The sequence below is a fragment of the Roseovarius azorensis genome (assembly GCF_900109455.1).
Classification (GTDB): Bacteria; Pseudomonadota; Alphaproteobacteria; order Rhodobacterales; family Rhodobacteraceae; genus Roseovarius; species Roseovarius azorensis.
The window spans coordinates 1-21,019 of the sequence record NZ_FOAG01000008.1; the positions used below are offsets into that span (position 1 = coordinate 1).

The following is a 21,019-nucleotide window of genomic DNA, read 5'->3' on the forward strand; positions in this document are numbered from 1 at the left end:
CGCTCGGCGACATCTGCGAGCTATTCGACCCGCTCGAATGCTGGAACTTCCTTAAAGCTGCAGGATATGCCTCAGATTAAATGCAAACCGCTTTAGATCTCGATCTCACCCTCGGGCAACCGCTCTGCCTCCAGTTCCTGCGGGGTCTTGCGGCGGATGATGATATCGCCGTTGGGCAGCACTTCGGGCGGGTGGTAGGCGCTCAGATCGCCGACCTTGTCCATCAGGTCGCGCAGGGCGGGTCCCATCTGCTCGACAAAATCCCGCAGCGCCGGTTCCATCTCTCCGGCGCGGTCGCGCAGCCCCTCGAACAGCAGCCGCGCGCCATCCTCAATCAGCGACCGGCCCTCATCCTCCTCGGATGTATCCTGCGCAGCGGCAGGCTCCGCGCCCAGCACGGCAAGGACGGTGGCAGTCAGGATCAGGTAACGCGGGATCATGAGATCAATATAGCGCTTCCGCGCGACAATTTTAAGATCACAACTCGATATCAAGCGTCACCGGGAAATGATCCGACGCTGTCAGCAGCGCCTCGCGCAATTCCGGCGTATTCCAGCAGTCGGGGTCGTCAAACGGATGCCAAATCCGCCAGACCGGCCGCCGCGCCATGAGATCAGGCGAGATCAGGATGTAATCCAGCAGGGCCTGCAGATAGCAGCCCCGATCGCGCAGATAGAACCGCGACGTGCTCTGCATCGCCCCAATCCTCCGGGTCAGCGCCGCCCGCGCATGCGGATCATAGAGCGTGAGCGCCGTCTCCTTGCCCTCGCCCATGAGGATCTCGACCGAGGACCGCCCGAAAAGATCCTCGTATTCGTCCAGCCCTGGACCATCGTTCAGATCACCGAGCAGAATCAGCGCTTCGCCTGCCGCCAGATGCGCCTCGACCCGCTGCCGGAGCCAGACCGCCTGCGCCAGTTGCTTGCGCCGGTTGGCGATGCCGACGCGCATCGCCTCGTCCCGGCTGCCCACCCCGTGCTGTGCCTTGGATTTCAGATGCGCCCCGATCAGACGCAACATGCGCCCGCCGGCAGTTGTCACCAGAACCTCCAGCGGTGGCTTGGAGAACCGTACCTGATCGGCGCGGTCATCAATATCCAGATCAATCCGGAACACCCCGTCAAACCGCGGCACCTGCCCGGCGACGGCGGTCACGTCTCCCTGAGGATCATGCGTTGCGCTCATGACGTCCGGATCATACATCAGCGCGATTTCCTGTTGCGTGTCATTGGCAAAACCAATGAGCGCGCGCCGCGCCCGCAGCCCCATCACGGCGGCGAATCTTTCCAGCGCCGCCACCGTCTCTCGCCGCCCGTTATGATCCGGCGCCTCGATCACCATCACCGCATCGGCGTCAAGCGCCGTGAACACGATCCCGAGCGCCGCCAGCTGATCCGAGCGCGTCACATTGTAACGCGCCGACCATTCCCCATCGTCAAGCAACCGCCCCGCATCGTCAAAAAGCGCGTTGAACCATTCAACATTATAGGTGGCGATCCGCATGGGCGTTAGCCTCGCTGATCTCTTCCCAGGCGCGGTTGATATCCTTGAGCCGTTTCTCGGCCAGCTTCACCGCCTCTTCCGGCACACCACGCGCCTGCATCCTGTCCGGATGGCACTCGCGCACCATCTGCCGCCAGACCTTGCGGATCTCAGCCAGAGACATATCCGCCGTCACCCCCAGAACCGACCAGGGATCGGGCACCGCACCCTCCACGAACCGCGCCCTGAGCGCGCGGAAATCCGCATCGCGTATGCCGAATATCTCCGCCACCCGCGCCAGAAACGCATCCTCGTTCGGATGATAGATCCCGTCGGCGACCGCTATATGGAACAAACCCTCGATCAGATCGCACAGCGTGCCCGGCTGCTCTGCGAACATCCGCGCGATCCGCGTTGCATATTCCTCGAATCCGGCTATATCCTGCCGTGCCAGGTTGAACACCCTCGCAGCCCCCCGCTCATCCTCGGGCGCGATCTGAAACACCTCGCGAAACGCCGTCACCTCGTCGCGCGTGACCAGCCCATCGGCCTTGGCCATCTTGGCCGACAGCGCGATGACCGCGATGGTAAAGGCCACGCTGCGCTCGGGCGGGCTGCGCAGGCGGTCAAAAACGGCGCTCAGCCCTTCGCCACTGGCAAGCGCCTGAATTGCCTCGGATATGCGGGTCCAGATCGACATGGGCGACACCCTAGCCGCATTCGCAGGCGCTGTCAGCGCAAACCGCTAGAGACGTTTCTGCAGAAGCACCAGATCCATCCAGCGCCCGAATTTTCGCCCCACCTCGGGCATCCGCGCCACTTCCTGAAATCCGATCGCCTTGTGAAATGCAATCGCCCCCGGATTCTCGCCGCTGACCCCGGCCACCAGCACATGCAGCCCCGCGTCGCGGGCAATATCCTCCAGTCGCGCCATCAGTGCCCGGCCGACACCACGACCACGTGCCGCCGCGTCCAGAATGACCGTATGCTCGGCAGTCCGCGCATAGCCGGGCCCCGAGCGGAACGCGCCGTAACTGGCAAACCCCAGCACCACATCCTCCGTCTCCGCGACCAGAAAGGCCGGGCCGCGCGCCGCGATATCCGCCGCCAGACCATCGGGCGTCTTTTCCAGCGTGGTGAAGGTCACCGATGTCTCACGAACAAGCGGGTTCCAGATTGCCAGGATCGCCGGGATGTCGCCGGGCGTGGCGGGCCTGATGATCATTCCAGCACCTTCATGCCACCCGGTGTGGCAAACTCGGCCCTGAGCGACGACGCCCCCGGCTCGAACACCACCCGCGCATCCCGCAACACCGGGTCAAGCACAGCACGCAGCGCCGCCGCCTCGGGGTGACACACCACCAACCGCTCAAGCCGCGCCCCCGACGCCTCCAGCCGCGCGGCCGGATGCGCCGCCCCCTGCCATTCGATCAGCGCCGGAAAGCGGTTGTCCCAGGGCAGGATACCATCCTCTGGCACCGCCATGCGCCAACGCAGATCGCCGCGCGCCAGAGCCACCGGCGCGCCCGCGCGCGGATACTGCGCCACCGCCGCGTCCAGATCGTCGACTGCGCAGATCCAGGTTTGCAGTCGCGGCGGGCCGGAAAACCGGTCCAGATCGAACCAGCGCGGATATCCCGGCGCCGGGGCCTCGGGATTGGTCGAGATCACCTCCAGATACAGACCCTCCTCCAGCCCGAGCAACAGGTTGTGCGTGCCGAAATGGATATGCCTTCCCCCCGGCTGGAGGGGCAGCCCAAGCCGGTCCTCGACCCAGGTCCGCCCCGCCTCAAGGGTCTCTGCCGCCACTGCCAGATGATCAAGCCGCATCGCCCGCCCTTTCACTTTGCCGCAAATGCTCCGGCGGTGGGGGCAGTACCCCCCACCCCTCGTTCAGCCCCGCGCCTCGCGGATCAGCCGCAGAATATCCCTGGCCGCCTCGGGAATATTCGTCCCCGGACCAAAGATCGCCTTGACCCCCGCCTTCTGCAGGAATTCGTAATCCTGCTGCGGAATGACCCCGCCGCAGATCACGATGATATCGCCCGCGTCGCGCGCGCGCAGCGCCTCGATCAGTTTCGGCGCCAGCGTCTTGTGCCCCGCCGCCTGAGAACTGATCCCCACCACATGCACGTCATTGTCGATGGCATCCTGCGCTGCCTCTTCCGGCGTCTGAAAGAGCGGCCCGACATCCACGTCAAACCCGATATCGGCGAATGCCGTGGCGATCACCTTGGCGCCCCGGTCATGCCCGTCCTGCCCCATCTTGACCACCAGCATCCGCGGCCTGCGCCCCTCTGCCTCGGCAAAGTCCTCCACCGCCTTCTGGATCGCGGCAAATCCCGCGTCGCCCTCATAGGCCGCGCCATACACCCCGGCCAGTGTCTTGACCTCGGCGCGGTGCCGTCCGAATTCCTTTTCCAGTGCCATGCTGATCTCTCCCACCGTGGCGCGCGCGCGGGCGGCCTCGACCGCCGCCTCGAGCAGATTACCCCCCTCGCGCGCACGGCGCGTCAATTCGTTCAGGCTGGCCTGACAGGCCTCCGCGTCCCGCTCTGCCCGGATCCGTTCCAGCCGCGCGATCTGCGCAGAGCGCACCTTGACGTTATCGACATCCAGAATGTCGATCGGATCCTCGCGGTCCTTGCGATACCGGTTGACGCCGACGATCACCTCGTCCCCCCGGTCGATCATCGCCTGCCGGGTCGCCGCCGTCTCCTCGATCCTGAGCTTGGGCATGCCACTCTCGACCGCACGGGTCATGCCGCCCATCGCCTCGACCTCCTCGATCAGCGCCCAGGCCTTCTCGGCCAGATCATGCGTCAGCTTCTCGACGTAATAGGATCCCGCCAGCGGATCGACCACTTTCGTTACCCCGGTTTCCTCCTGCAGGATCAACTGCGTGTTGCGCGCGATCCGCGCACTGAAATCCGTGGGCAGCGCAATCGCCTCATCGAGCGCATTTGTGTGCAACGACTGCGTGCCGCCCAGAACCGCGCTCATCGCCTCATAGGCGGTGCGGATCACGTTGTTATAGGGATCCTGCTCCTGAAGGCTGACGCCCGATGTCTGGCAATGGGTGCGCAGCATCTTGGATTTTTCGCTCTTGGCCCCGAATTCGGTCATGATCCGGTGCCACAATAGCCGCGCCGCCCGCAGCTTGGCCGCCTCCATGAAAAAATTCATCCCGATGGCGAAAAAGAACGACAGCCGCGGCGCAAAGCTGTCCACATCCATCCCCGCCTCGATCGCCGCGCGCACATATTCGCGCCCATCGGCCAACGTATAGGCCAGTTCCTGCACCAGATTCGCGCCCGCCTCCTGCATGTGATAACCGGAAATCGAGATCGAGTTGAATTTCGGCATATGCCGGGCGGTATAGGCGATGATGTCGCTGACGATCCGCATCGAGGGCTTGGGCGGATAGATATAGGTGTTGCGCACCATGAATTCCTTGAGGATATCATTCTGGATAGTGCCCGACAGCAGGCTCTTGTCATGGCCTTGCTCTTCGCCCGCGACAATGAAACTGGCCAGCACGGGGATCACCGCGCCGTTCATGGTCATGCTGACACTGACCTGATCCAGCGGAATGCCGTCAAACAGGATCTTCATGTCCTCGACACTGTCAATCGCCACGCCGGCCTTGCCCACATCACCCTCGACGCGCGGGTGATCGCTGTCATAACCGCGATGGGTGGCCAGATCAAAGGCCACGGAAACCCCCTGCTGCCCCGCCGCCAGATTGCGCCGGTAAAAGGCGTTCGAGTCCTCGGCCGTCGAGAACCCGGCATATTGCCGGATCGTCCAGGGACGACCGGCATACATCGTAGCCTTGACCCCGCGCGTGAACGGCGCCGCGCCGGGCAGCGTGCCCATATGCGGCAGGTCCGCCACATCCTCCTGGGTATAGAGTGGCTCGACAGCGATCCCCTCCAGTGTCCTCCAGGTCAGCTCCTCAAGCGGACGCCCCCGCAGTTCGGCCTTCGCCAGCCTACGCCAATCGTCTTTCTTCATCGCCATCGTGTTGTCCTCTTGACGTATGACCGAGGGGCGGATGTTTCCCCGCCTCACCCGGTCCGGTTTCCTCACATAATCGCGCCAGACCATCCGCCCCGGCGCCCAGCCAGCGCAAATCGTCGGCATAGACCGCTTGCAGGGCCCGTCTCTGGCCCCGGTCGAACGGCTGCCAGCGCCCCTCGCCCTCGGGCAGGCACGATACAACGCCGCCTCACGCCGCCACGGCGCGACGCAAGACGATCAGACCGGGCCCCCGGTTCAGCCAGTCGCGCACAGGCAAGATCGGCGGTCACACCTCGCCAGTACGGCCGTGTTGCTGCGCATGTAACGTTGAAAACTGGTCTAGGCGGTGCGGTGCGTCCGCAGATGCTGGATGATCTCCATGTCGGGTCGTGCTTTTGCCTGACCGCCACGCGATTCAGGCGGGATGAACTCATCCTGCCCAGTCTGCCAACAATTCCTGAGCATTGGATCAGCCCGACAATTTTGCGCGACGTCATGCATTCGCTCTTCGCAATCTCAGCCCCTCCGCCTATATCTAGAGCGGCAGGAGGGTCCATGAAGCACATCATATCGTTTGTTTTCGCCTTGTTCACTGTGTCTTCCGCGCTCGCGCAGGAGACCGACACAGACCCTGCAAGCGGTATAATTCTCGACGCCCGGGATGTCAGCCTGGACGAATTCTCCTGGGTCAAGCGACCCCTCGTGATCTTTGCCGACACCCCCGCCGATCCCCGATTCATCGAGCAGATGGGGTATCTCACCGACCGGCTCGATGTGCTGGACAGTCTTGACGTGGTGGTAATCACCGACACCGACCCCGCGGCGCAGAGCGAACTGCGACGCACGCTGCGACCACGCGGTTTCGGGCTGGTGCTGATCGGCAAGGACGGAGTGATATACCTGCGCAAGCCCGCACCCTGGAAGGTGCGCGAGATCACCCGCACCATCGACAAGTTGCCCGTACGCCAGCAGGAACTGCGCGAACGCCCCGGAGGAAGCTGACCCAGCTCCACCATCATCCGGCCCCCATTGCCACGATCAGAAGTCCCGATTTCGGATCCATCAGCATGAGCGCATCATTCGCGCCATCCCAGCCCAGATAGGCACCCGGCGCCATCAGGGCGTGTCGAAACGCACTCGCGGTGGCGTCCCCCATGCAGGCCCGCGCCTCCAGCCCGGCACGGCGCATCGCCATGCCGGTGGGCCGGTCGAAATTGGCCATCGCCACAATCGCGGCATCCGGCACCTGCCCCCGTGCCCCCCACGCTGCCCGACCCCGCTCTGCCAGCGCGCGCGCCATCTCCGGGGCAGAGGCGACCAACGGCATTGCCGCCCTGACCCGCCCATCCACCACCCGGTACAGCCCCGCCGCACAATCGCTGCGGGCGACGAATTCCACCGTCTCACCCAGCGCGAACCACACCTCCAGCCGCGCCCGCTGCGCCGCCTCCGCATCCCGCGCGCAGGCAGCGAGTGTCAGCAGCGCCAGCAAGAGGCCAGATGCGCGCGTATGGGGAATGGCGTGGATCATCCCCTCACTCGAACTCCATGATCACATCGTCCACCGCCAGGCTGTCGCCCGGTCCGGCGTTGACCTTTGCCACCACGCCCTTGCGCTCGGCGCGCAGGATGTTCTCCATCTTCATCGCCTCCACGGTGCACAGCGCCTGCCCCTCCTGCACCTCGTCGCCCACCGCCACATTGACCTTCACGATCAGCCCCGGCATCGGACAGAGCAGCATCCTTGATGTATCAGGCGGCAGTTTCTCGGGCATTAACGCCGCCAGTTCCGCCTGACGCGGCGTGCGCACATGCACCTTGAGGTCCGCACCCCGCGTGCGAATGCGGAACCCGCCGCTGATCTTGCCCACCTTGAGCACCAGCGGCCGACCATCCACATCCAACCGCGCCAGGCTGTCGCCCGGCGTCCAGTCGCTCGCCACCCGCAGACTGTCGCCATCCTCGAACAGCACCGTGGCGCCCTCGCGGTCCGCAGCCACCACCACGGCAAAGCTCTTGCCTTGCAGGCTGACGACCCAGTCCTCGCCCACATGCCGCTCGTGATTGTCCATCCGCCCAGACACCCGCGTGCGCCGGATCTCTGCCACCCGGTGCATCGCCGCCGTGCTCGCGGCAATCGCCCGCAACGCCTCATCCGGCAGGGTCACGCCGGTAAAGCCTTCGGGATATTCCTCGGCAATGAACGCCGTGGTGATATTGCCGCCGACGAATCGCGGATGATCCATCACCGCGCTCAGGAACGGCAGGTTATGCCCGATCCCCTCGACCTCGAAGGAATCCAGCGCCACCCGCATCCCCTCTATCGCCTCGGCGCGGGTATGCCCCCATGTGCAGAGCTTGGCGATCATCGGATCGTAATACATGCTGATCTCGCCCCCCTCGAAGACGCCGGTGTCATTGCGCACCACCGCGCCGTCAACCGCCAGTTCCTCGGGCGGGCGGTAGCGGGTCAGGCGACCGATCGAAGGCAGGAACCCGCGATAGGGGTCCTCGGCATAAAGACGACTCTCGATGGCCCAGCCCTTGAGCTTCACATCCGCCTGGGCGATGCTCAACACCTCGCCATTAGCGACCCGGATCATCTGCTCCACCAGATCGACGCCGGTGATCAACTCGGTCACCGGATGCTCGACCTGCAAGCGCGTGTTCATTTCGAGGAAGTAGAAATTCCGGTCGCCATCGACGATGAATTCGACGGTGCCCGCACTGGCATAGCCCACGGCCTGCGCCAGCGCGACGGCCTGCTCGCCCATGGCGCGGCGCGTCGCCTCGTCCAGAAATGGGCTCGGGGCCTCTTCGATCACCTTCTGGTTCCGGCGCTGGATGCTGCATTCCCGCTCGCCCAGATAGATGCCATTGCCGTGGGTGTCGCAGAGCACCTGAATCTCGATATGGCGCGGCTGCGTCACGAATTTCTCGATAAATATCCGGTCATCGCCGAAACTCGATGCCGCCTCGTTCTTCGAGCTTTGAAAGCCCTCGCGCGCCTCATCGTCATTCCAGGCGATCCGCATCCCCTTGCCGCCGCCACCGGCGCTGGCCTTGATCATCACCGGATAGCCGATCTGATTCGAGATCGTCACCGCCTCTTCGGCATCGGCGATCAACCCCATATAGCCGGGCACCGTACTGACGCCGGCCTCCTGCGCGATCTTCTTCGAGGTGATCTTGTCTCCCATCGCCTCTATCGCTCCCTTGGGCGGGCCGACAAAGGCAACACCCGCGGCCTCCAGCGTCTCGGCGAACCTTGGGTTCTCGGACAGAAACCCATAGCCTGGATGCACCGCCTCGGCCCCGGTCTCGCGAATCGCGGCCATCACCTTGTCGATGACGATATAGCTCTCGCTCGCGGGCGCAGGTCCGATATGGACGGCCTCATCAGCCATGCGCACATGCAGCGCGTTGCGGTCGGCATCCGAATGGATCGCCACCGTCTTGATCCCCATCCTGCGCGCGGTCTTGATCACGCGACAGGCGATCTCGCCCCGGTTGGCGATCAGGATTTTCTTGAACATCTCACGTCCCTTCTCTTGACATCTGCGGCGCGCATTCAGAGCGCAGCAACACTTCACAGTTTTGTAACGAATTTATAACAAAATCGTTATTATTGTCTGAATTCAATTGCTTACACGGCCATGTGAAGCACGCGAACGTGAGGTTCATGTGTCTCGCGAAGCTGCCACTGTGGCCGGGCCATGGCGCGTCAAAAGGCCGCGCCCTGTACGCATATGCAGAATACAAGCGGGAGGGAATCCACTCATGAGACCAACATTCACAGCCCTTGTCGGCGCGACGGCCCTGATCACCGGCGCGCTGTCGACCCCGGCGCTGGCGCAATCCACCGAAGAACTCAAGGCGCAGGTGCGCGAACTGACCGAGCGCGTGAACCAGATCGAAAACCGGGGGCATGTGAACCTGCCCGCGGGCACGACACTCACCTTCGGCGGTTATGCCAAGCTCGACATGATCTATGATTTCGATCAGGGACAGGGCGATACCGCCCTTGTCTCGGGGCTGGTTCCCGGCGCCCCGAGCGACGGCGGCTTCCGCGCCCATGTGCGTCAGAGCCGGCTGAATTTCCGCACCGATACGCAGACCGAAAAGGGGCCGCTGACCACCTTTGTCGAGATCGACTTCTTCGGCACCCGTGGCAACGAGGTGCTGTCGAACTCGCACCAGCCGCGGCTGCGCCATGCCTATGGCCAGTGGAACGGCTGGACGGCGGGTCAGACATGGTCCACGTTCATGCCGATCGAGCTGCATCCCAACACGGTGGATTTCCAGGGTCCCACGGGTGCCACCTTCATCCGTCAGGCGCTGCTGCGCTATACCTTCCCGGCGGGCGAAAACTTCAAGATCGCGCTCGCGCTTGAAAACTCCGAGTTCTCGGGGCGTGGACTTGTACCCGATCCTGATAACGTAGGTAATTTCATAGTCCAAGGAGTCGGCCAGTCCACTGGCAGCGCGTTCGCCGGCGTCAACGCTGGTTTCGACACCCTGCCGGATTTCGTGGCCTCCGGCACATGGAGCCATAACGGCAGCACGGTCAAGGGCTCGGTCGTCCTGCGCGAGCTTGAGGCCCCCACCGCTCTCGGCGGCGACAGCGACACCGGCTGGGGTATCAACCTCGGTGCAGGCACACCCCTGTGGGAGGGCGGCCGCGTTGCCGGCTCGTTCGTCTATGGTGACGGGATTGGCCGTTACATAATCGACGGTGTCGGACAGGACGCCTTCATCGACGCCACCGGCAGACTCAACACCATCGAGGCCTACGGCGGCAACGCGCAGATCACCCACAAGTTCTCTGACAAGGTGAGCGTCGGCCTGACCTATGGTTACTACGAGGTTCAGGACACGTTCGCTCTGACCGACACCAAGCAATTGCAGACCGTCCATGCCTCGCTGTTCTGGTCGCCGGTCAAACGCATGACCGTCGGGGCCGAGATCAACTGGGGCGAGCGCGAACTGGCCAGCGGCGCGACTGCCGACGCCACGCGGCTGCAAACCTCGGTTCAGTTCAACTTCTGAGCCATGACGAATTGCGGGGCGCGGCATAGCGCGCCCCGCAACCATTTCCACCCGAAGCGGACGACTAGCAGCGGCCGGGATACGCCTGACAATAGACGACGTTGCCCGCCGCTCCGACGGCCGCTCCGGTGATGACACTACCACCCACGGCCGCACCCGCGATGGCACCCGCGCCACCACCCAGAAGCGCCTGTTCGGGCACTGTGTCGCCACAGGCCACAAGAGCCGCAAGGCCCATAACTGCGAATAGCGGGGTAACCCCGCGGCGGATGCTCTGCATGATCGGTTCTCTCCTGATTTCTGACTTGTATGAGTGAAGGCACTCAATGCCAAACGGCTGACAGGGTCAAAATGTTCCACACAGCCGTGCTTCGAATAGGCGAACCACCGCCGATTCTCCCGCCTGCCCGGGATTCTGCCAAAAACGGGCGGGCTGTCCAGAATGGCACAGCGCCGCCCGAGAGGGGAAGGGTAACGGATCAGACAACCTGTCCAGGCCCCTGGGGAACGGGCATCCATCACCTGAGCCATGCTGTCAGGGCGCGAGCCGCAGTCCAAGCAAAAAACGCGCCCCACGCTCGTCTCGGCAGACCGCCGCGCATTCACGCAACCTATAGGCAAATTCGTGCCGACCCGAATGCTTGTCAATCGTTCTCTCCCCGGAAAACCTCGGGAAAGGATGCGCGCGCCACGCTCAGATCAAGCACCAGCAGAGCCTCATAGCTATCGGGATCGAACGGCTCTTGTGCCGGCTTGACTTCGCGGCCCAGAAGCCAGCTCAGCCGCCCCGCGTCCAGATTGCCGCGTTCAAACGGCGCCTCGCCGAAACATTCCCAGATTGCACGAACAAAGGCCGCATCGGCCCGCCGGTCCGCCGGACGACGATCCCGATAGCGCTCACGTGCAATGAGCGGCGTAGCCCCCTTGGGATTGGCGCGGCGAATTGTGAACTGGAAATCCGTGCCGGGCAGACGCCCGGGAAAACCGCGATGCTTCAGCATGAGCGCCCCTCCGGATCAGAGGGCACCACCGCAGTATGAACCGGAACGGGCGCAAGCGTCCGTTCCGGTCTTTGCTCAAAGAGCCGATCAGTACTTGCTGGTGGTGGGCTCGGCCTGAACCGGCTCGACCACAACAAACTCTTCTTCGGCCGGCTGTGCGCAGGCTGCGACAAAGGCCACGAGGCCCATGGCGATGATGCTCTTGATGCTGTTCGACATGTATATCTCCTGTCTCTCGTATCTTCGTAAACATAGAACGGTCGGAACTTTGTCCCGATCCGTCTTGTGGGCGAGGTAAAGGTCGCTTGGGTGCAACCATTACGGAGTTTATAGGAAATTTCCAGAGTTGAATACGCGATATGCGCAAAGCAACGCTTATGTGTCCGCAAAGCATCAGTCATCTTCGCGCTCACGCCCTGCATTGCAAGATTTTGTATCCACATCAGAACAATTCCCAAACGCATGCCCCGCCCTGCAGGCTGAAGGATTCGAAAACCTGTGTTACATCAGGATCATAGATGCCGAATTCGGACGGCTTGTCCGCCAATGAAATCACGACCCGGGCCGGTTGCGGCCCGATGTTGGAAAGCCGCGGCAGCGCATAGCTCTCGCAGAGCCAACTCAGATCCGCCAGCACCGCTTCGCTGACGGCAAAGCCCTCCGCAACGAACCGGAACCGATAGACCAGTCCGTCACCGGGTCGGTCGGTGAGCACCTCCTGCAACCGCGCCTCAAGGCCCGAGGGCAGCGGCAGCGCCTCATCCTGCGCTGCCGCCCCCTGGGCGAGGTCGAGGCCAGCCAGCATGGCCACCATTTGCCCCACCCGTCTCATCGTGCACAGCCCATCCAGCGCGCGCGATTGGCCTTGTCCTCCAGAACTTCGGCAATGCGCGCCTCCGTCTGCACCCGGTCAAAGCGGCCCTGGACCTCGCCTCCTGCCCGGACGCACAAACCGCCTGCGCCGCGAACCACCCTGACAGCCGGAGCAAATCCGCGCAGTCCGCGCAGCGCCCGCCACAGATCCTGCCGCACCCGATGCGCCACCCACCGCCGCCCGGCGGCACCGGGCAGCACTGTCTCCACCGCCAGATCGAACCGCGCAGGCAGCCGACGCGCCAAGGTCAGCGCGCCGTCCTCTTCCTCGATTATGTGCCAGCGATTGCGGCTCATCCTGCCTCTATGCGCTTCATCTTGCCGAAAACACTCCGGGGGTGGTGGCAGCGCCCCCATCCTCCCATCGCTTCACAGCGGGATATTATCGTGCTTTTTCCATGGGTTACTAAGTCTCTTGTTGCGCAGGCTCGCAAACGCCCGGCTCACCCTGAGCCGCGTACTCCTAGGCTGGATCACCTCGTCGATAAAGCCCCGCTCGGCGGCGACAAAGGGATTGGCGAACCGGCCCTCGTAATTCCGGGTATGCGCCGCGATCTTCTCCGCATCGCCCAGATCGGCGCGATAGATGATTTCGGTCGCACCCTTGGCGCCCATCACCGCGATTTCGGCGGTGGGCCAGGCATAGTTGAAATCGCCGCGCAGATGCTTGGACGCCATCACGTCATAGGCCCCGCCATAGGCCTTGCGGGTGATCACCGTCACCTTGGGCACCGTCGCCTCACCATAGGCGAACAGCAGTTTCGCGCCATGCTTGATCACCCCGCCATATTCCTGCCCTGTGCCGGGCAGGAACCCCGGCACATCGACGAATGTCAGGATCGGGATCTCGAAGGCGTCGCAGAACCGCACGAATCGCGCCGCCTTGCGGCTCGAATCGATATCCAGACACCCTGCCAGCACCATCGGCTGATTGGCCACAACCCCCACGGTCTGCCCCTCCAGTCGGATGAACCCGGTGATGATATTCTTGGCGAATTCCGCCTGAATCTCGTAGAAATCCGCTTCGTCCGCGACCTTGAGGATCAGTTCCTTCATGTCATAGGGCGTGTTTGCATTGTCTGGGATCAGCGTATCAAGGCTCTCCTCCACCCTCCCCGGCTGATCGAAGAACGGACGCACGGGCGGTTTCTCGCGGTTGTTGAGTGGCAGGAAATCCACAAGCCGCCGCACCTCGGCCAGCGCTTCGACATCGTTCTCGAACGCGCCATCGGCCACGCTCGACTTGCGCGTGTGGGTGCTCGCCCCACCCAATTCCTCTGCCGTCACCACCTCGTTGGTTACAGTTTTCACCACATCCGGGCCGGTCACGAACATGTAGGACGTGTCGCGCACCATGAAGATGAAATCGGTCATCGCCGGGCTATAGACCGCACCACCCGCACAGGGGCCCATGATCAACGATATCTGCGGGATGACCCCGCTTGCCATGATGTTGCGCTGGAACACCTCGGCATAGCCCGCCAGGCTGGCCACCCCCTCCTGAATCCGTGCGCCACCCGAATCGTTGATCCCGATCACCGGCGCGCCGTTCTGCATCGCCATGTCCATGATCTTGCAGATCTTCTCGGCATTGGTCTCGCTCAGACTGCCGCCAAACACGGTGAAATCCTGCGAAAACACATAGACCATCCGGCCATTGATCGTGCCCCAGCCGGTGACCACCCCGTCGCCATGCGGGCGATCCTTTTCCATGCCGAAATCGGTGCAGCGATGCGCCTTGAACATGTCGAACTCTTCAAAGCTGCCCTCATCGAGCAACAGCTCGATCCGTTCGCGCGCAGTCAGCTTGCCGCGGGCGTGCTGCGCCTCGATCCGGTGCTCGCCGCCCCCCTTGCGCGCCTCGGCGCGACGGGTTTCCAGTTCCTCAAGGATATCTTTCATGGTGCCCCCCTTGCATCATCGTGCGCAGCATAGGCATTTCCACGGCCATGACAAAGCGGAATTCGGCAAATTTGCAAATTTTTGAAAAAATAAACTGGTAACCTGTAAACTTGCGAATTTTTCGACCGCTGCATGGACTTCCCCGCGCCGCCTGCCTAGCCATTGGCCATGAGCCCGGAAAGACCGGTCCGGTTTCTGGACCAGAGCACACCACCGCATATCGCAACGCTGATCCTGCTCGCAGGGCTGTCTGCGCTGGCAATGAATATCTTTCTGCCCAGCCTGCCGGGCATGACCGCGCATTTCGACACCGAATACCGCCTGATCCAGCTTTCGGTCGCGCTCTATCTCGGTGTCAACGCCGGGTTGCAACTGCTGATGGGGCCGATCTCCGACCGCTGGGGCCGCCGTCCGGTGATCCTCTGGGGGCTGGGGCTGTTTCTTGCGGCGACGCTGGGCTGTATCTTTGCGCCCAATGTCACCGTTTTCCTCACCTTCCGTATGATACAGGCCAGCGTCGTGGTGGCGATGGTCCTCAGCCGCGCCATCGTGCGCGACATGGTTCCGCAGGACCGCGCCGCCTCGATGATCGGTTATGTCACGATGGGTATGGCGGTGGTGCCGATGGTCGGCCCCGCGGTTGGCGGGATCCTAGACGAAATATTTGGCTGGCAGGCCAATTTCTGGGCACTCTTCGTTCTGGGTGCGGCGCTGTTCTGGCTCTGCTGGCGCGATCTGGGCGAAACCGCACCTCTCACCGGCCGGACCCTGGCCCAGCAATTCCGCGACTATCCCGCCCTGCTGACCTCGCGCCGGTTCTGGGGCTATGCGCTGGCCGCGGGCCTGTCGTCAGGATCGTTCTTTGCCTATCTCGGCGGCGCGCCCTTCGTGGGCGACCGCGTCTTTGGCCTGCCTCCGGCAACGCTGGGCCTGCTCTTTGGCGCGCCCGCCATCGGCTATTTCCTGGGAAATTTCCTCTCGGGACGATTTTCGACACGAATCGGCGTCAACCGCATGGTGCTTTGGGGGGCAACTGCGAACGCAAGCGGCATTGCGCTCAACCTCACGCTCTTCTATCTCGGACTCGGGACACCATTCAGCTTTTTCGGGCTGATGACCTTCATGGGCCTGGGCAACGGCATGGTGATCCCCAATGCCACTGCCGGCGCGCTCTCGATCCGACCGGATCTCGCAGGCACGGCGAGCGGCCTCTCGGGGGCGCTGATGATCGGGCTGGGCGCTGCGCTCTCGGCACTTGCGGGGTTGCTGCTCACACCGGGCAGCGGGGCATTTGCCCTTCTGTGGATCATGCTGTGCAGCGGTCTGGCCGCCATCGTGACCATCCTTCTGGTGATCCGCCGCGAGCGCCGCCTCGGCCTCGGCTGACAGCGCTCTCACAGAGCCTCACGTTTTTCTCAGCGCCTATGGCCTTCTGCACCCTGACGTCCCACCTCAGGATGAGACACGCCGAAGGAGACAAAACCATGCCCAGACGCAACACCCGGACCCGTCATCCCCACCCGCCCTGGCATCGCCGCCCGTTGCCCTATCGGTTCACCGACTGGGCCGCGATCTGAAAGCCCGGTCGCGACCGCATCGCCACAGTGGTGCCGAGAACGCCATGCTCACCGTGTTTTGATTTTTGCAACCATCGGCCGCACATCTATAAATGATTCCATAGTCATAGTGCAGGAGGTTTCAGATGATTCATCGCCGCAGATTCATTGCCACCGGAGTTGCCGCAACCGCCACAGCCGCTGTATTCCCCGGCCTTGCCAGCGCTTTCGAGCTTGAGCCGAAATTCGCTCCGCAAGAGGTGGCATTCGACCCCCGGTATCAGCCCGGACAGCTCATCGTTCTGCCGCGCGCGCATTTCCTTTATCACGTTACCGAACCGGGCCGCGCCCGACGCTATGGTGTGGGTGTCGGCAAGGCGGGACTGGATTTCACCGGCACCGCCACCATCGCCGTGAAAAAGAAATGGCCCACATGGCGACCCACCGATGAGATGATCGAACGCGATCCCCGCGCCTATGGCCGGTTCAAGGACAACGACTATGTCCAGCCCGGCGGCCCCGGCAATCCGCTCGGGTCGCGCGCACTCTACCTGTTCCAGAACGGGCGCGACACCTATTACCGGATCCACGGCACCATCGAGCCGGAATCCATCGGGCGTTCAGTATCGAACGGCTGCATCCGAATGCTCAACGAGCATGTGCAGGATCTCTACGAACGAGTGCCGATCGGCACCGTCGTAACCGTTCTCTGATCACGGCTCTCAGGCTGGCGCCCCCCATAGAGTGCCTGCTGCGATCTGTACGGTTCACGCCCTGAACCGTACAGGATGCTCAGCGGGCGCTGGCCCGCCTCCCCGTCTTCTTCGTCCTTGCTTTTCCGACGGTCAGGCGTCATATTGCGCTTTGCGACGTTACCACTATCGACCATCTGCTGCTCTAAGGCTCAGTCACTCGATCTTGCACGACTTAGCCGGGCTGCCGCACTCATGCGGGCAGCAAAAACACAAGGAGATCAGTACGATGGCTACTGGCACCGTAAAATGGTTCAACGCAACCAAGGGTTTTGGCTTCATTGCTCCCGATGGCGGCGGCAAGGATGTTTTTGTTCACATTTCCGCTGTTGAGCGCGCCGGCCTGACCGGCCTCGCCGACGACCAGAAAGTGACCTTCGACATCGAAGCCGGCCGTGACGGTCGTGAATCGGCGGCCAACCTCTCGCTTGCATAAGCGTTTGATAGTGTTGACGGAATTGGGCCCCTCGCAGGGCCCTTTTTCATTTTGCGCGCTCGATCAGCGCAATCACATAAGGCCCCAGACTTGCAACGATCCGTGCCACGCCCTCGGCATTGGGGTGGATCGCATCGCTTTGGAAATAGCGCTGCAACTCGGCAGGCTCGCCATCGCCCAGCCCGGCAAAGAAACTCTCTGCATGGAGGGTTCCATACGTCTCTGACAATTCTGGATAAATCGCGTCAAACGCGGATTTGTACTCGGCACCGTAGTTTCCCGGTGCCTCCAAGCCAACAAGCAGCACCGCAACGCCACGGGTCTCGGCCACCTGAAGGATTTTCTCGATATTTCCACGACTTACCTGTGGATCAATGCCCCGCAAGAGGTCATTCCCCCCCAAGGTCACGATCATGGCATCCACATCGGGCGTCAGGCTCCACTCGACCCGTGCCGCGCCGCCCGCAGTCGTGTCCCCGGACACGCCGCCATTCACAAGCCGGGCATTGATACCTTGATTCTCAAGCCATTCCTGCATCTGTGGCACGAATCCCTGCGCCTCGGGCAGGCCATAGCCTTGCGTCAAACTGTCGCCCAAAGCCAGAATCGTGACTGGTGCATCGGCCCAGGCAGGGCTGACAAACCAAAGAAAGCCCGCTAGCACCTTGCCCAAGGGCATACCGGCCCCATATGTCAGAAAATCCTTATGTATCAGGCGCAAACGCATGAATTCTCCTATCCTGTCCCTCTCTGACGCCTCATTGTCGCTTCAGGGAAATGCCGGTCTTGTGCAGATACTCCACGGGATTACACTCGATGTCCACCGGGGCGAGACCCTCGGATTGGTGGGCCCTTCGGGATCCGGAAAATCCTCCCTGTTGATGCTGATGGGTGGGCTGGAACAGGTGACCTCGGGACAGGTGACGGCATTGGGACAGGATCTGTCCACGTTGAACGAGGATCAATTGGCCCGCCTGCGCCGCGATAATTTTGGTGTGGTTTTTCAATCCTTTCACCTCATTCCCACGATGACGGCGCTGGAAAACGTCGCCACGCCGCTGGAACTGGCGGGGACGACTGATGCCCGTGACCGCGCCAGCCGCGAACTGGCAGCGGTCGGTCTGGCCACCCGTGCCGGGCACTATCCCTCGCAACTCTCGGGCGGCGAACAACAGCGCGTGGCACTGGCCCGCGCCGCCGCCCCCCGACCCGCGATCATCCTTGCGGATGAGCCGACCGGCAATCTGGACAGCAGCACGGGAGCGGCCATCATCGACCTGCTTTTCGACCTGCGCGACCGCCACGGCGCCACGCTGGTACTTGTCACCCACGACCCCGAACTTGCTCGTCGCTGCGACCGGGTGGTCAGCCTGCGCGATGGCCGCATCGAGGCTGCCGCATGAGCCTGCGCGTGGCGGTGAAACTCGCCCGGCGCGAATTGCGTGGCGGGCTGCATGGGTTTCGCATCTTTCTCGGCTGCGTGATCCTTGGCGTGGCCGCCATCGCCGCCGTCGGCACCATTCGTGAGAGTATCGCAGCGGGGCTGGTTGAACAGGGTGCGTCCCTGCTCGGAGGCGATGCCGAACTGGAATTGACCTATCGCTTCGCGACCGAGGCAGAGCGCGACTGGATTCGCAGCAACAGCCTGCAACATTCTGAAATCGCAGATTTTCGGTCGATGGCGATTGCTCCGGACGGTCGCCGGGAACTGACCCAGGTCAAGGCCGTGGACAACGCTTATCCGCTGATTGGTCAAGTGGAACTTGTCCCCGACATACCACTGGCGCAGGCGCTTGCAGGAGCCGGGGATGTGCCCGGCGCAGTGATGCATCCCCTGCTGATCGGGCGGCTCGGGATCGGAGTCGGCGACACGTTCCAGCTAGGCGCGCAGGAGTTCCGCCTGATGGCGGAGCTGACACGAGAGCCGGATCAGACGCAGGCTGGCTTTGGCCTCGGACCGCGCACGATCGTAGCCATGCCCGCACTCCGTAACTCTGGCCTGCTTAATCCCGGCTCTCTCTTTACCACGAAATACCGGCTCGACCTGCCCGAGGAAACCGACCTCGAAACGCTGCAAGCACGCGCCATGACCGACCTTGACGGCAGCGGTTTTCGCTGGATGGATGCCCGCAACGGCACGCCGCGCGTGGCCGAATTTGTCACCCGGCTGGGGGCGTTTCTAGTGCTGGTGGGACTGTCAGGTCTGGCGGTGGGGGGGGTCGGCATTTCCGCCGCTCTGCGCGCCTATCTGGCGGGGAAGACGCAGGTCATCGCCACATTGCGCACGCTGGGGGCTGATCAGCGGACGATCTTTCTGACCTATTTCCTGCAGGTGGGCGTACTTGCTTTCGCCGGAATTGTGGCGGGGATCGTGCTTGGGGTGGGTCTGCCGGTGGCGCTCGGGCCGGTGTTTGCGGATCGCCTGCCGGTGCCCGCGGTCTTTGCCCCATATGGCGCGCCAATGGCCGAGGCCGCACTCTACAGCGCGCTGAGCGTGCTCATCTTCACGCTCTGGCCATTGGCCCGGGCGCGCGAGGTGCGCGCCGCGGCGCTTTATCGCGAAGCGGCAGGCAGCGTGCGGCGCTGGCCGAGCTGGCCTTATGTGGCGGCAACGCTTGGCCTGATCGCAGCACTTCTGACAGCCGCTGCGCTCTTTTCCGGCAACTTGCGGCTGACCCTCTGGACCGCGGGCGGCATCCTGAGTGCGCTCATGGTGCTGGCGGTGGCCGCCGCCCTGATGCAGCGCGCGGCACGTGTGATCCGACCCAGACTGCGGCAACGCCCGGCGCTTGGCTGGGCGCTCGGGGCCATCGGCGGGCCAGGCACAACCGCCGGGCCGGTGATGCTGTCGCTGGGGCTGGGCCTGTCGGTGCTGGCCGCAGTAGGACAGATCGACGGCAACCTGCGCCGCGCCATCGCCGCCGACCTGCCCGAACGCGCGCCGTCCTATTTCTTTGTCGACCTGCAAAAGGATCAGATGACATGGTTTCTGGAGCGGTTGGAAACCGACCCGGCGGTCAGCCGTATCGACAGCGCGCCGATGCTGCGCGGGATCATCAGCCGGATCAATGGCCGCCCCGCAACCGAGGTAGCGCCGGGTCATTGGGTCGTCGAGGGCGACCGCGCGGTAAGCTATTCGGATGCTCTGCCCGCCCGCACCACACTGACGGCGGGCACCTGGTGGAGCAAGGACTATGACGGGCCGCCGCAGCTCAGCTTTTCCGCCGAAGAGGCCGGGGAAATGGGTTTGAAACTGGGCGACGAAATCACCCTGAACATCCTTGGCCGCGAGATCACGGCACCGATCACGTCGTTCCGCGAGGTGGATTTTTCAACCGCCGGAATGGGCTTCGTGATGCTGATGAATCCGGCGGCGCTCGCCGGTGCCCCACATACTTTCATCGCCACCGTCTATGCCGAGCAAGAGGCAGAGGCCGCGATCCTGCGCGATGTGACCGACCGCTATCCAAATGTGACCGCGATCAACGTACGCGATGCGCTTATGCAGGTTTCGGACCTGCTGGCGGGGCTTGCCTCTGCCACATCCTGGGGGGCCTCGGTGACGCTGCTGACCGGGTTTCTAGTGTTGATCGGCGCGGCCGCGGCAGACAGCCGGGCACGCACCTATGAAGCGGCTATCCTCAAGACTCTCGGGGCGACGCGCGCGCGTATCCTGACAAGCCTTGTCCTGCGCGCCACCATTCTGGGGGCGGCGGCGGGGCTGGTGGCGCTTGGCGCGGGGCTGGCGGGGGGCTGGGCGGTCAGCCATTTCGTGATGGATACCGGATTTCAGGTAATCTGGCCCTCGGCTCTCGCCATCATTCTGGGCGGCATGGTGGTAACATTGCTGGCGGGGCTGGGATTCGCCCTAGGACCTCTCACCGCGCGCCCGGCACGCACGCTGCGCGCGCGCGAATAGCTGCGTTGATTTCAACCAGACGGGCT

General features: G+C 63.2%; 22 protein-coding genes. 7 read left to right on the plus strand and 15 right to left on the minus strand.

Going from position 1 to position 21,019, the window contains the following annotated elements; genetic code table 11:
* Nucleotides 1–92: 92 nt before the first annotated feature.
* The 6 genes from BSG08_RS12545 to scpA all read right to left on the minus strand — a co-directional run bounded on the left by BSG08_RS12545 (nt 93) and on the right by scpA (nt 5,505).
* Nucleotides 93–440 carry a hypothetical protein gene (locus BSG08_RS12545; protein WP_093037390.1) on the minus strand — a complete coding sequence of 116 codons (348 nt, stop codon included), beginning with the start codon at nt 438–440 and terminating at the stop codon, nt 93–95.
* Nucleotides 441–477: 37 nt separating this feature from the next.
* Nucleotides 478–1,503: an endonuclease/exonuclease/phosphatase family protein gene (locus BSG08_RS12550; RefSeq protein WP_093037393.1), complete on the minus strand. Its 1,026-nt coding sequence runs from the start codon at nt 1,501–1,503 to the stop codon at nt 478–480.
* The gene (locus BSG08_RS12555; protein ID WP_093037397.1) at nt 1,484–2,182 is read right to left on the minus strand and encodes a molecular chaperone DjiA; all 699 of its coding nucleotides are present in this window, start codon (nt 2,180–2,182) and stop codon (nt 1,484–1,486) included. The genes BSG08_RS12550 and BSG08_RS12555 overlap by 20 nt, the downstream gene beginning before the upstream one ends.
* 45 nt (nt 2,183–2,227) lie before the next feature.
* Complete coding sequence (locus BSG08_RS12560; protein ID WP_093037400.1) at nt 2,228–2,707, minus strand: GNAT family N-acetyltransferase; 480 nt, start codon at nt 2,705–2,707, stop codon at nt 2,228–2,230.
* Nucleotides 2,704–3,312: a VOC family protein gene (locus tag BSG08_RS12565; RefSeq protein ID WP_093037404.1), complete on the minus strand. Its 609-nt coding sequence runs from the start codon at nt 3,310–3,312 to the stop codon at nt 2,704–2,706. Before BSG08_RS12565 ends, BSG08_RS12560 begins: the two co-directional genes overlap by 4 nt.
* Nucleotides 3,313–3,375: 63 nt before the next feature.
* Nucleotides 3,376–5,505: a methylmalonyl-CoA mutase gene (gene scpA / locus BSG08_RS12570; protein WP_093037407.1), complete on the minus strand. Its 2,130-nt coding sequence runs from the start codon at nt 5,503–5,505 to the stop codon at nt 3,376–3,378.
* 555 nt (nt 5,506–6,060) lie between these two features.
* On the opposite strand from scpA, the gene BSG08_RS12580 reads away from it, so the two are divergent.
* A complete protein-coding gene (locus BSG08_RS12580; protein WP_093037410.1) occupies nt 6,061–6,507 on the plus strand; it encodes a DUF4174 domain-containing protein in 447 nt (148 codons plus the stop codon).
* 13 nt (nt 6,508–6,520) lie between these two features.
* On the opposite strand, the gene BSG08_RS12585 is transcribed toward BSG08_RS12580, so the two are convergent.
* On the minus strand, nt 6,521–7,036 hold the full coding sequence (locus BSG08_RS12585) for a hypothetical protein (RefSeq protein ID WP_093037413.1): 516 nt from the start codon (nt 7,034–7,036) through the stop codon (nt 6,521–6,523).
* A 4-nt stretch (nt 7,037–7,040) separates the two neighbouring features.
* Nucleotides 7,041–9,041: an acetyl-CoA carboxylase biotin carboxylase subunit gene (locus BSG08_RS12590; RefSeq protein ID WP_093037415.1), complete on the minus strand. Its 2,001-nt coding sequence runs from the start codon at nt 9,039–9,041 to the stop codon at nt 7,041–7,043.
* 244 nt (nt 9,042–9,285) lie between these two features.
* Between BSG08_RS12590 and BSG08_RS12595 the strand changes: the two genes are divergently transcribed.
* A complete protein-coding gene (locus BSG08_RS12595) occupies nt 9,286–10,554 on the plus strand; it encodes a DcaP family trimeric outer membrane transporter (RefSeq protein WP_093037418.1) in 1,269 nt (422 codons plus the stop codon).
* Nucleotides 10,555–10,618: 64 nt separating this feature from the next.
* Here the strand turns inward: BSG08_RS12595 and BSG08_RS12600 are convergent, their stop codons facing one another.
* From BSG08_RS12600 to BSG08_RS12620, 6 genes are all read right to left on the minus strand, one after another.
* A complete protein-coding gene (locus BSG08_RS12600) occupies nt 10,619–10,834 on the minus strand; it encodes a hypothetical protein (protein WP_175544783.1) in 216 nt (71 codons plus the stop codon).
* Between the two features lie 364 nt (nt 10,835–11,198).
* A complete protein-coding gene (locus tag BSG08_RS12605; RefSeq protein ID WP_093037421.1) occupies nt 11,199–11,555 on the minus strand; it encodes a hypothetical protein in 357 nt (118 codons plus the stop codon).
* 87 nt (nt 11,556–11,642) lie between these two features.
* On the minus strand, nt 11,643–11,774 hold the full coding sequence (locus BSG08_RS19835; protein WP_281248285.1) for a hypothetical protein: 132 nt from the start codon (nt 11,772–11,774) through the stop codon (nt 11,643–11,645).
* A 223-nt stretch (nt 11,775–11,997) separates the two neighbouring features.
* Nucleotides 11,998–12,369: a DUF6497 family protein gene (locus BSG08_RS12610; RefSeq protein WP_245770696.1), complete on the minus strand. Its 372-nt coding sequence runs from the start codon at nt 12,367–12,369 to the stop codon at nt 11,998–12,000.
* Between the two features lie 14 nt (nt 12,370–12,383).
* Nucleotides 12,384–12,725: a hypothetical protein gene (locus tag BSG08_RS12615; protein WP_093037427.1), complete on the minus strand. Its 342-nt coding sequence runs from the start codon at nt 12,723–12,725 to the stop codon at nt 12,384–12,386.
* A gap of 72 nt (nt 12,726–12,797) precedes the next feature.
* Nucleotides 12,798–14,330 carry an acyl-CoA carboxylase subunit beta gene (locus BSG08_RS12620; protein ID WP_093037430.1) on the minus strand — a complete coding sequence of 511 codons (1,533 nt, stop codon included), beginning with the start codon at nt 14,328–14,330 and terminating at the stop codon, nt 12,798–12,800.
* A gap of 168 nt (nt 14,331–14,498) precedes the next feature.
* Between BSG08_RS12620 and BSG08_RS12625 the strand changes: the two genes are divergently transcribed.
* The 3 genes from BSG08_RS12625 to BSG08_RS12635 all read left to right on the plus strand — a co-directional run bounded on the left by BSG08_RS12625 (nt 14,499) and on the right by BSG08_RS12635 (nt 17,074).
* Nucleotides 14,499–15,716: a multidrug effflux MFS transporter gene (locus BSG08_RS12625; RefSeq protein ID WP_093037434.1), complete on the plus strand. Its 1,218-nt coding sequence runs from the start codon at nt 14,499–14,501 to the stop codon at nt 15,714–15,716.
* 316 nt (nt 15,717–16,032) lie between these two features.
* On the plus strand, nt 16,033–16,599 hold the full coding sequence (locus BSG08_RS12630; protein ID WP_093037436.1) for a L,D-transpeptidase: 567 nt from the start codon (nt 16,033–16,035) through the stop codon (nt 16,597–16,599).
* A gap of 268 nt (nt 16,600–16,867) precedes the next feature.
* Complete coding sequence (locus tag BSG08_RS12635; RefSeq protein WP_093037439.1) at nt 16,868–17,074, plus strand: cold-shock protein; 207 nt, start codon at nt 16,868–16,870, stop codon at nt 17,072–17,074.
* Between the two features lie 46 nt (nt 17,075–17,120).
* On the opposite strand, the gene BSG08_RS12640 is transcribed toward BSG08_RS12635, so the two are convergent.
* A complete protein-coding gene (locus tag BSG08_RS12640) occupies nt 17,121–17,801 on the minus strand; it encodes an arylesterase (protein ID WP_093037442.1) in 681 nt (226 codons plus the stop codon).
* Between BSG08_RS12640 and BSG08_RS12645 the strand changes: the two genes are divergently transcribed.
* Nucleotides 17,800–18,477: an ABC transporter ATP-binding protein gene (locus BSG08_RS12645; RefSeq protein ID WP_093037445.1), complete on the plus strand. Its 678-nt coding sequence runs from the start codon at nt 17,800–17,802 to the stop codon at nt 18,475–18,477. The two genes, BSG08_RS12640 and BSG08_RS12645, sit on opposite strands and share 2 nt — an antisense overlap.
* Nucleotides 18,474–20,993, plus strand: coding sequence for an ABC transporter permease (locus tag BSG08_RS12650; protein ID WP_093037448.1), 2,520 nt, complete (start codon nt 18,474–18,476; stop codon nt 20,991–20,993). Before BSG08_RS12645 ends, BSG08_RS12650 begins: the two co-directional genes overlap by 4 nt.
* Nucleotides 20,994–21,019: the final 26 nt, after the last annotated feature.

Bases quoted from the DNA above. Each gene is read 5' to 3' on its own strand.
- BSG08_RS12545 (WP_093037390.1), bottom strand. From the start codon at position 440: ATGATCCCGCGTTACCTGATCCTGACTGCCACCGTCCTTGCCGTGCTG.
- BSG08_RS12550 (WP_093037393.1), bottom strand. From the start codon at position 1,503: ATGCGGATCGCCACCTATAATGTTGAATGGTTCAACGCGCTTTTTGAC.
- BSG08_RS12555 (WP_093037397.1), bottom strand. From the start codon at position 2,182: ATGTCGATCTGGACCCGCATATCCGAGGCAATTCAGGCGCTTGCCAGT.
- BSG08_RS12560 (WP_093037400.1), bottom strand. From the start codon at position 2,707: ATGATCATCAGGCCCGCCACGCCCGGCGACATCCCGGCGATCCTGGCA.
- BSG08_RS12565 (WP_093037404.1), bottom strand. From the start codon at position 3,312: ATGCGGCTTGATCATCTGGCAGTGGCGGCAGAGACCCTTGAGGCGGGG.
- scpA (WP_093037407.1), bottom strand. From the start codon at position 5,505: ATGGCGATGAAGAAAGACGATTGGCGTAGGCTGGCGAAGGCCGAACTG.
- BSG08_RS12580 (WP_093037410.1), top strand. From the start codon at position 6,061: ATGAAGCACATCATATCGTTTGTTTTCGCCTTGTTCACTGTGTCTTCC.
- BSG08_RS12585 (WP_093037413.1), bottom strand. From the start codon at position 7,036: ATGATCCACGCCATTCCCCATACGCGCGCATCTGGCCTCTTGCTGGCG.
- BSG08_RS12590 (WP_093037415.1), bottom strand. From the start codon at position 9,041: ATGTTCAAGAAAATCCTGATCGCCAACCGGGGCGAGATCGCCTGTCGC.
- BSG08_RS12595 (WP_093037418.1), top strand. From the start codon at position 9,286: ATGAGACCAACATTCACAGCCCTTGTCGGCGCGACGGCCCTGATCACC.
- BSG08_RS12600 (WP_175544783.1), bottom strand. From the start codon at position 10,834: ATGCAGAGCATCCGCCGCGGGGTTACCCCGCTATTCGCAGTTATGGGC.
- BSG08_RS12605 (WP_093037421.1), bottom strand. From the start codon at position 11,555: ATGCTGAAGCATCGCGGTTTTCCCGGGCGTCTGCCCGGCACGGATTTC.
- BSG08_RS19835 (WP_281248285.1), bottom strand. From the start codon at position 11,774: ATGTCGAACAGCATCAAGAGCATCATCGCCATGGGCCTCGTGGCCTTT.
- BSG08_RS12610 (WP_245770696.1), bottom strand. From the start codon at position 12,369: ATGGTGGCCATGCTGGCTGGCCTCGACCTCGCCCAGGGGGCGGCAGCG.
- BSG08_RS12615 (WP_093037427.1), bottom strand. From the start codon at position 12,725: ATGAGCCGCAATCGCTGGCACATAATCGAGGAAGAGGACGGCGCGCTG.
- BSG08_RS12620 (WP_093037430.1), bottom strand. From the start codon at position 14,330: ATGAAAGATATCCTTGAGGAACTGGAAACCCGTCGCGCCGAGGCGCGC.
- BSG08_RS12625 (WP_093037434.1), top strand. From the start codon at position 14,499: ATGAGCCCGGAAAGACCGGTCCGGTTTCTGGACCAGAGCACACCACCG.
- BSG08_RS12630 (WP_093037436.1), top strand. From the start codon at position 16,033: ATGATTCATCGCCGCAGATTCATTGCCACCGGAGTTGCCGCAACCGCC.
- BSG08_RS12635 (WP_093037439.1), top strand. From the start codon at position 16,868: ATGGCTACTGGCACCGTAAAATGGTTCAACGCAACCAAGGGTTTTGGC.
- BSG08_RS12645 (WP_093037445.1), top strand. From the start codon at position 17,800: ATGAATTCTCCTATCCTGTCCCTCTCTGACGCCTCATTGTCGCTTCAG.
- BSG08_RS12640 (WP_093037442.1), bottom strand. From the start codon at position 17,801: ATGCGTTTGCGCCTGATACATAAGGATTTTCTGACATATGGGGCCGGT.
- BSG08_RS12650 (WP_093037448.1), top strand. From the start codon at position 18,474: ATGAGCCTGCGCGTGGCGGTGAAACTCGCCCGGCGCGAATTGCGTGGC.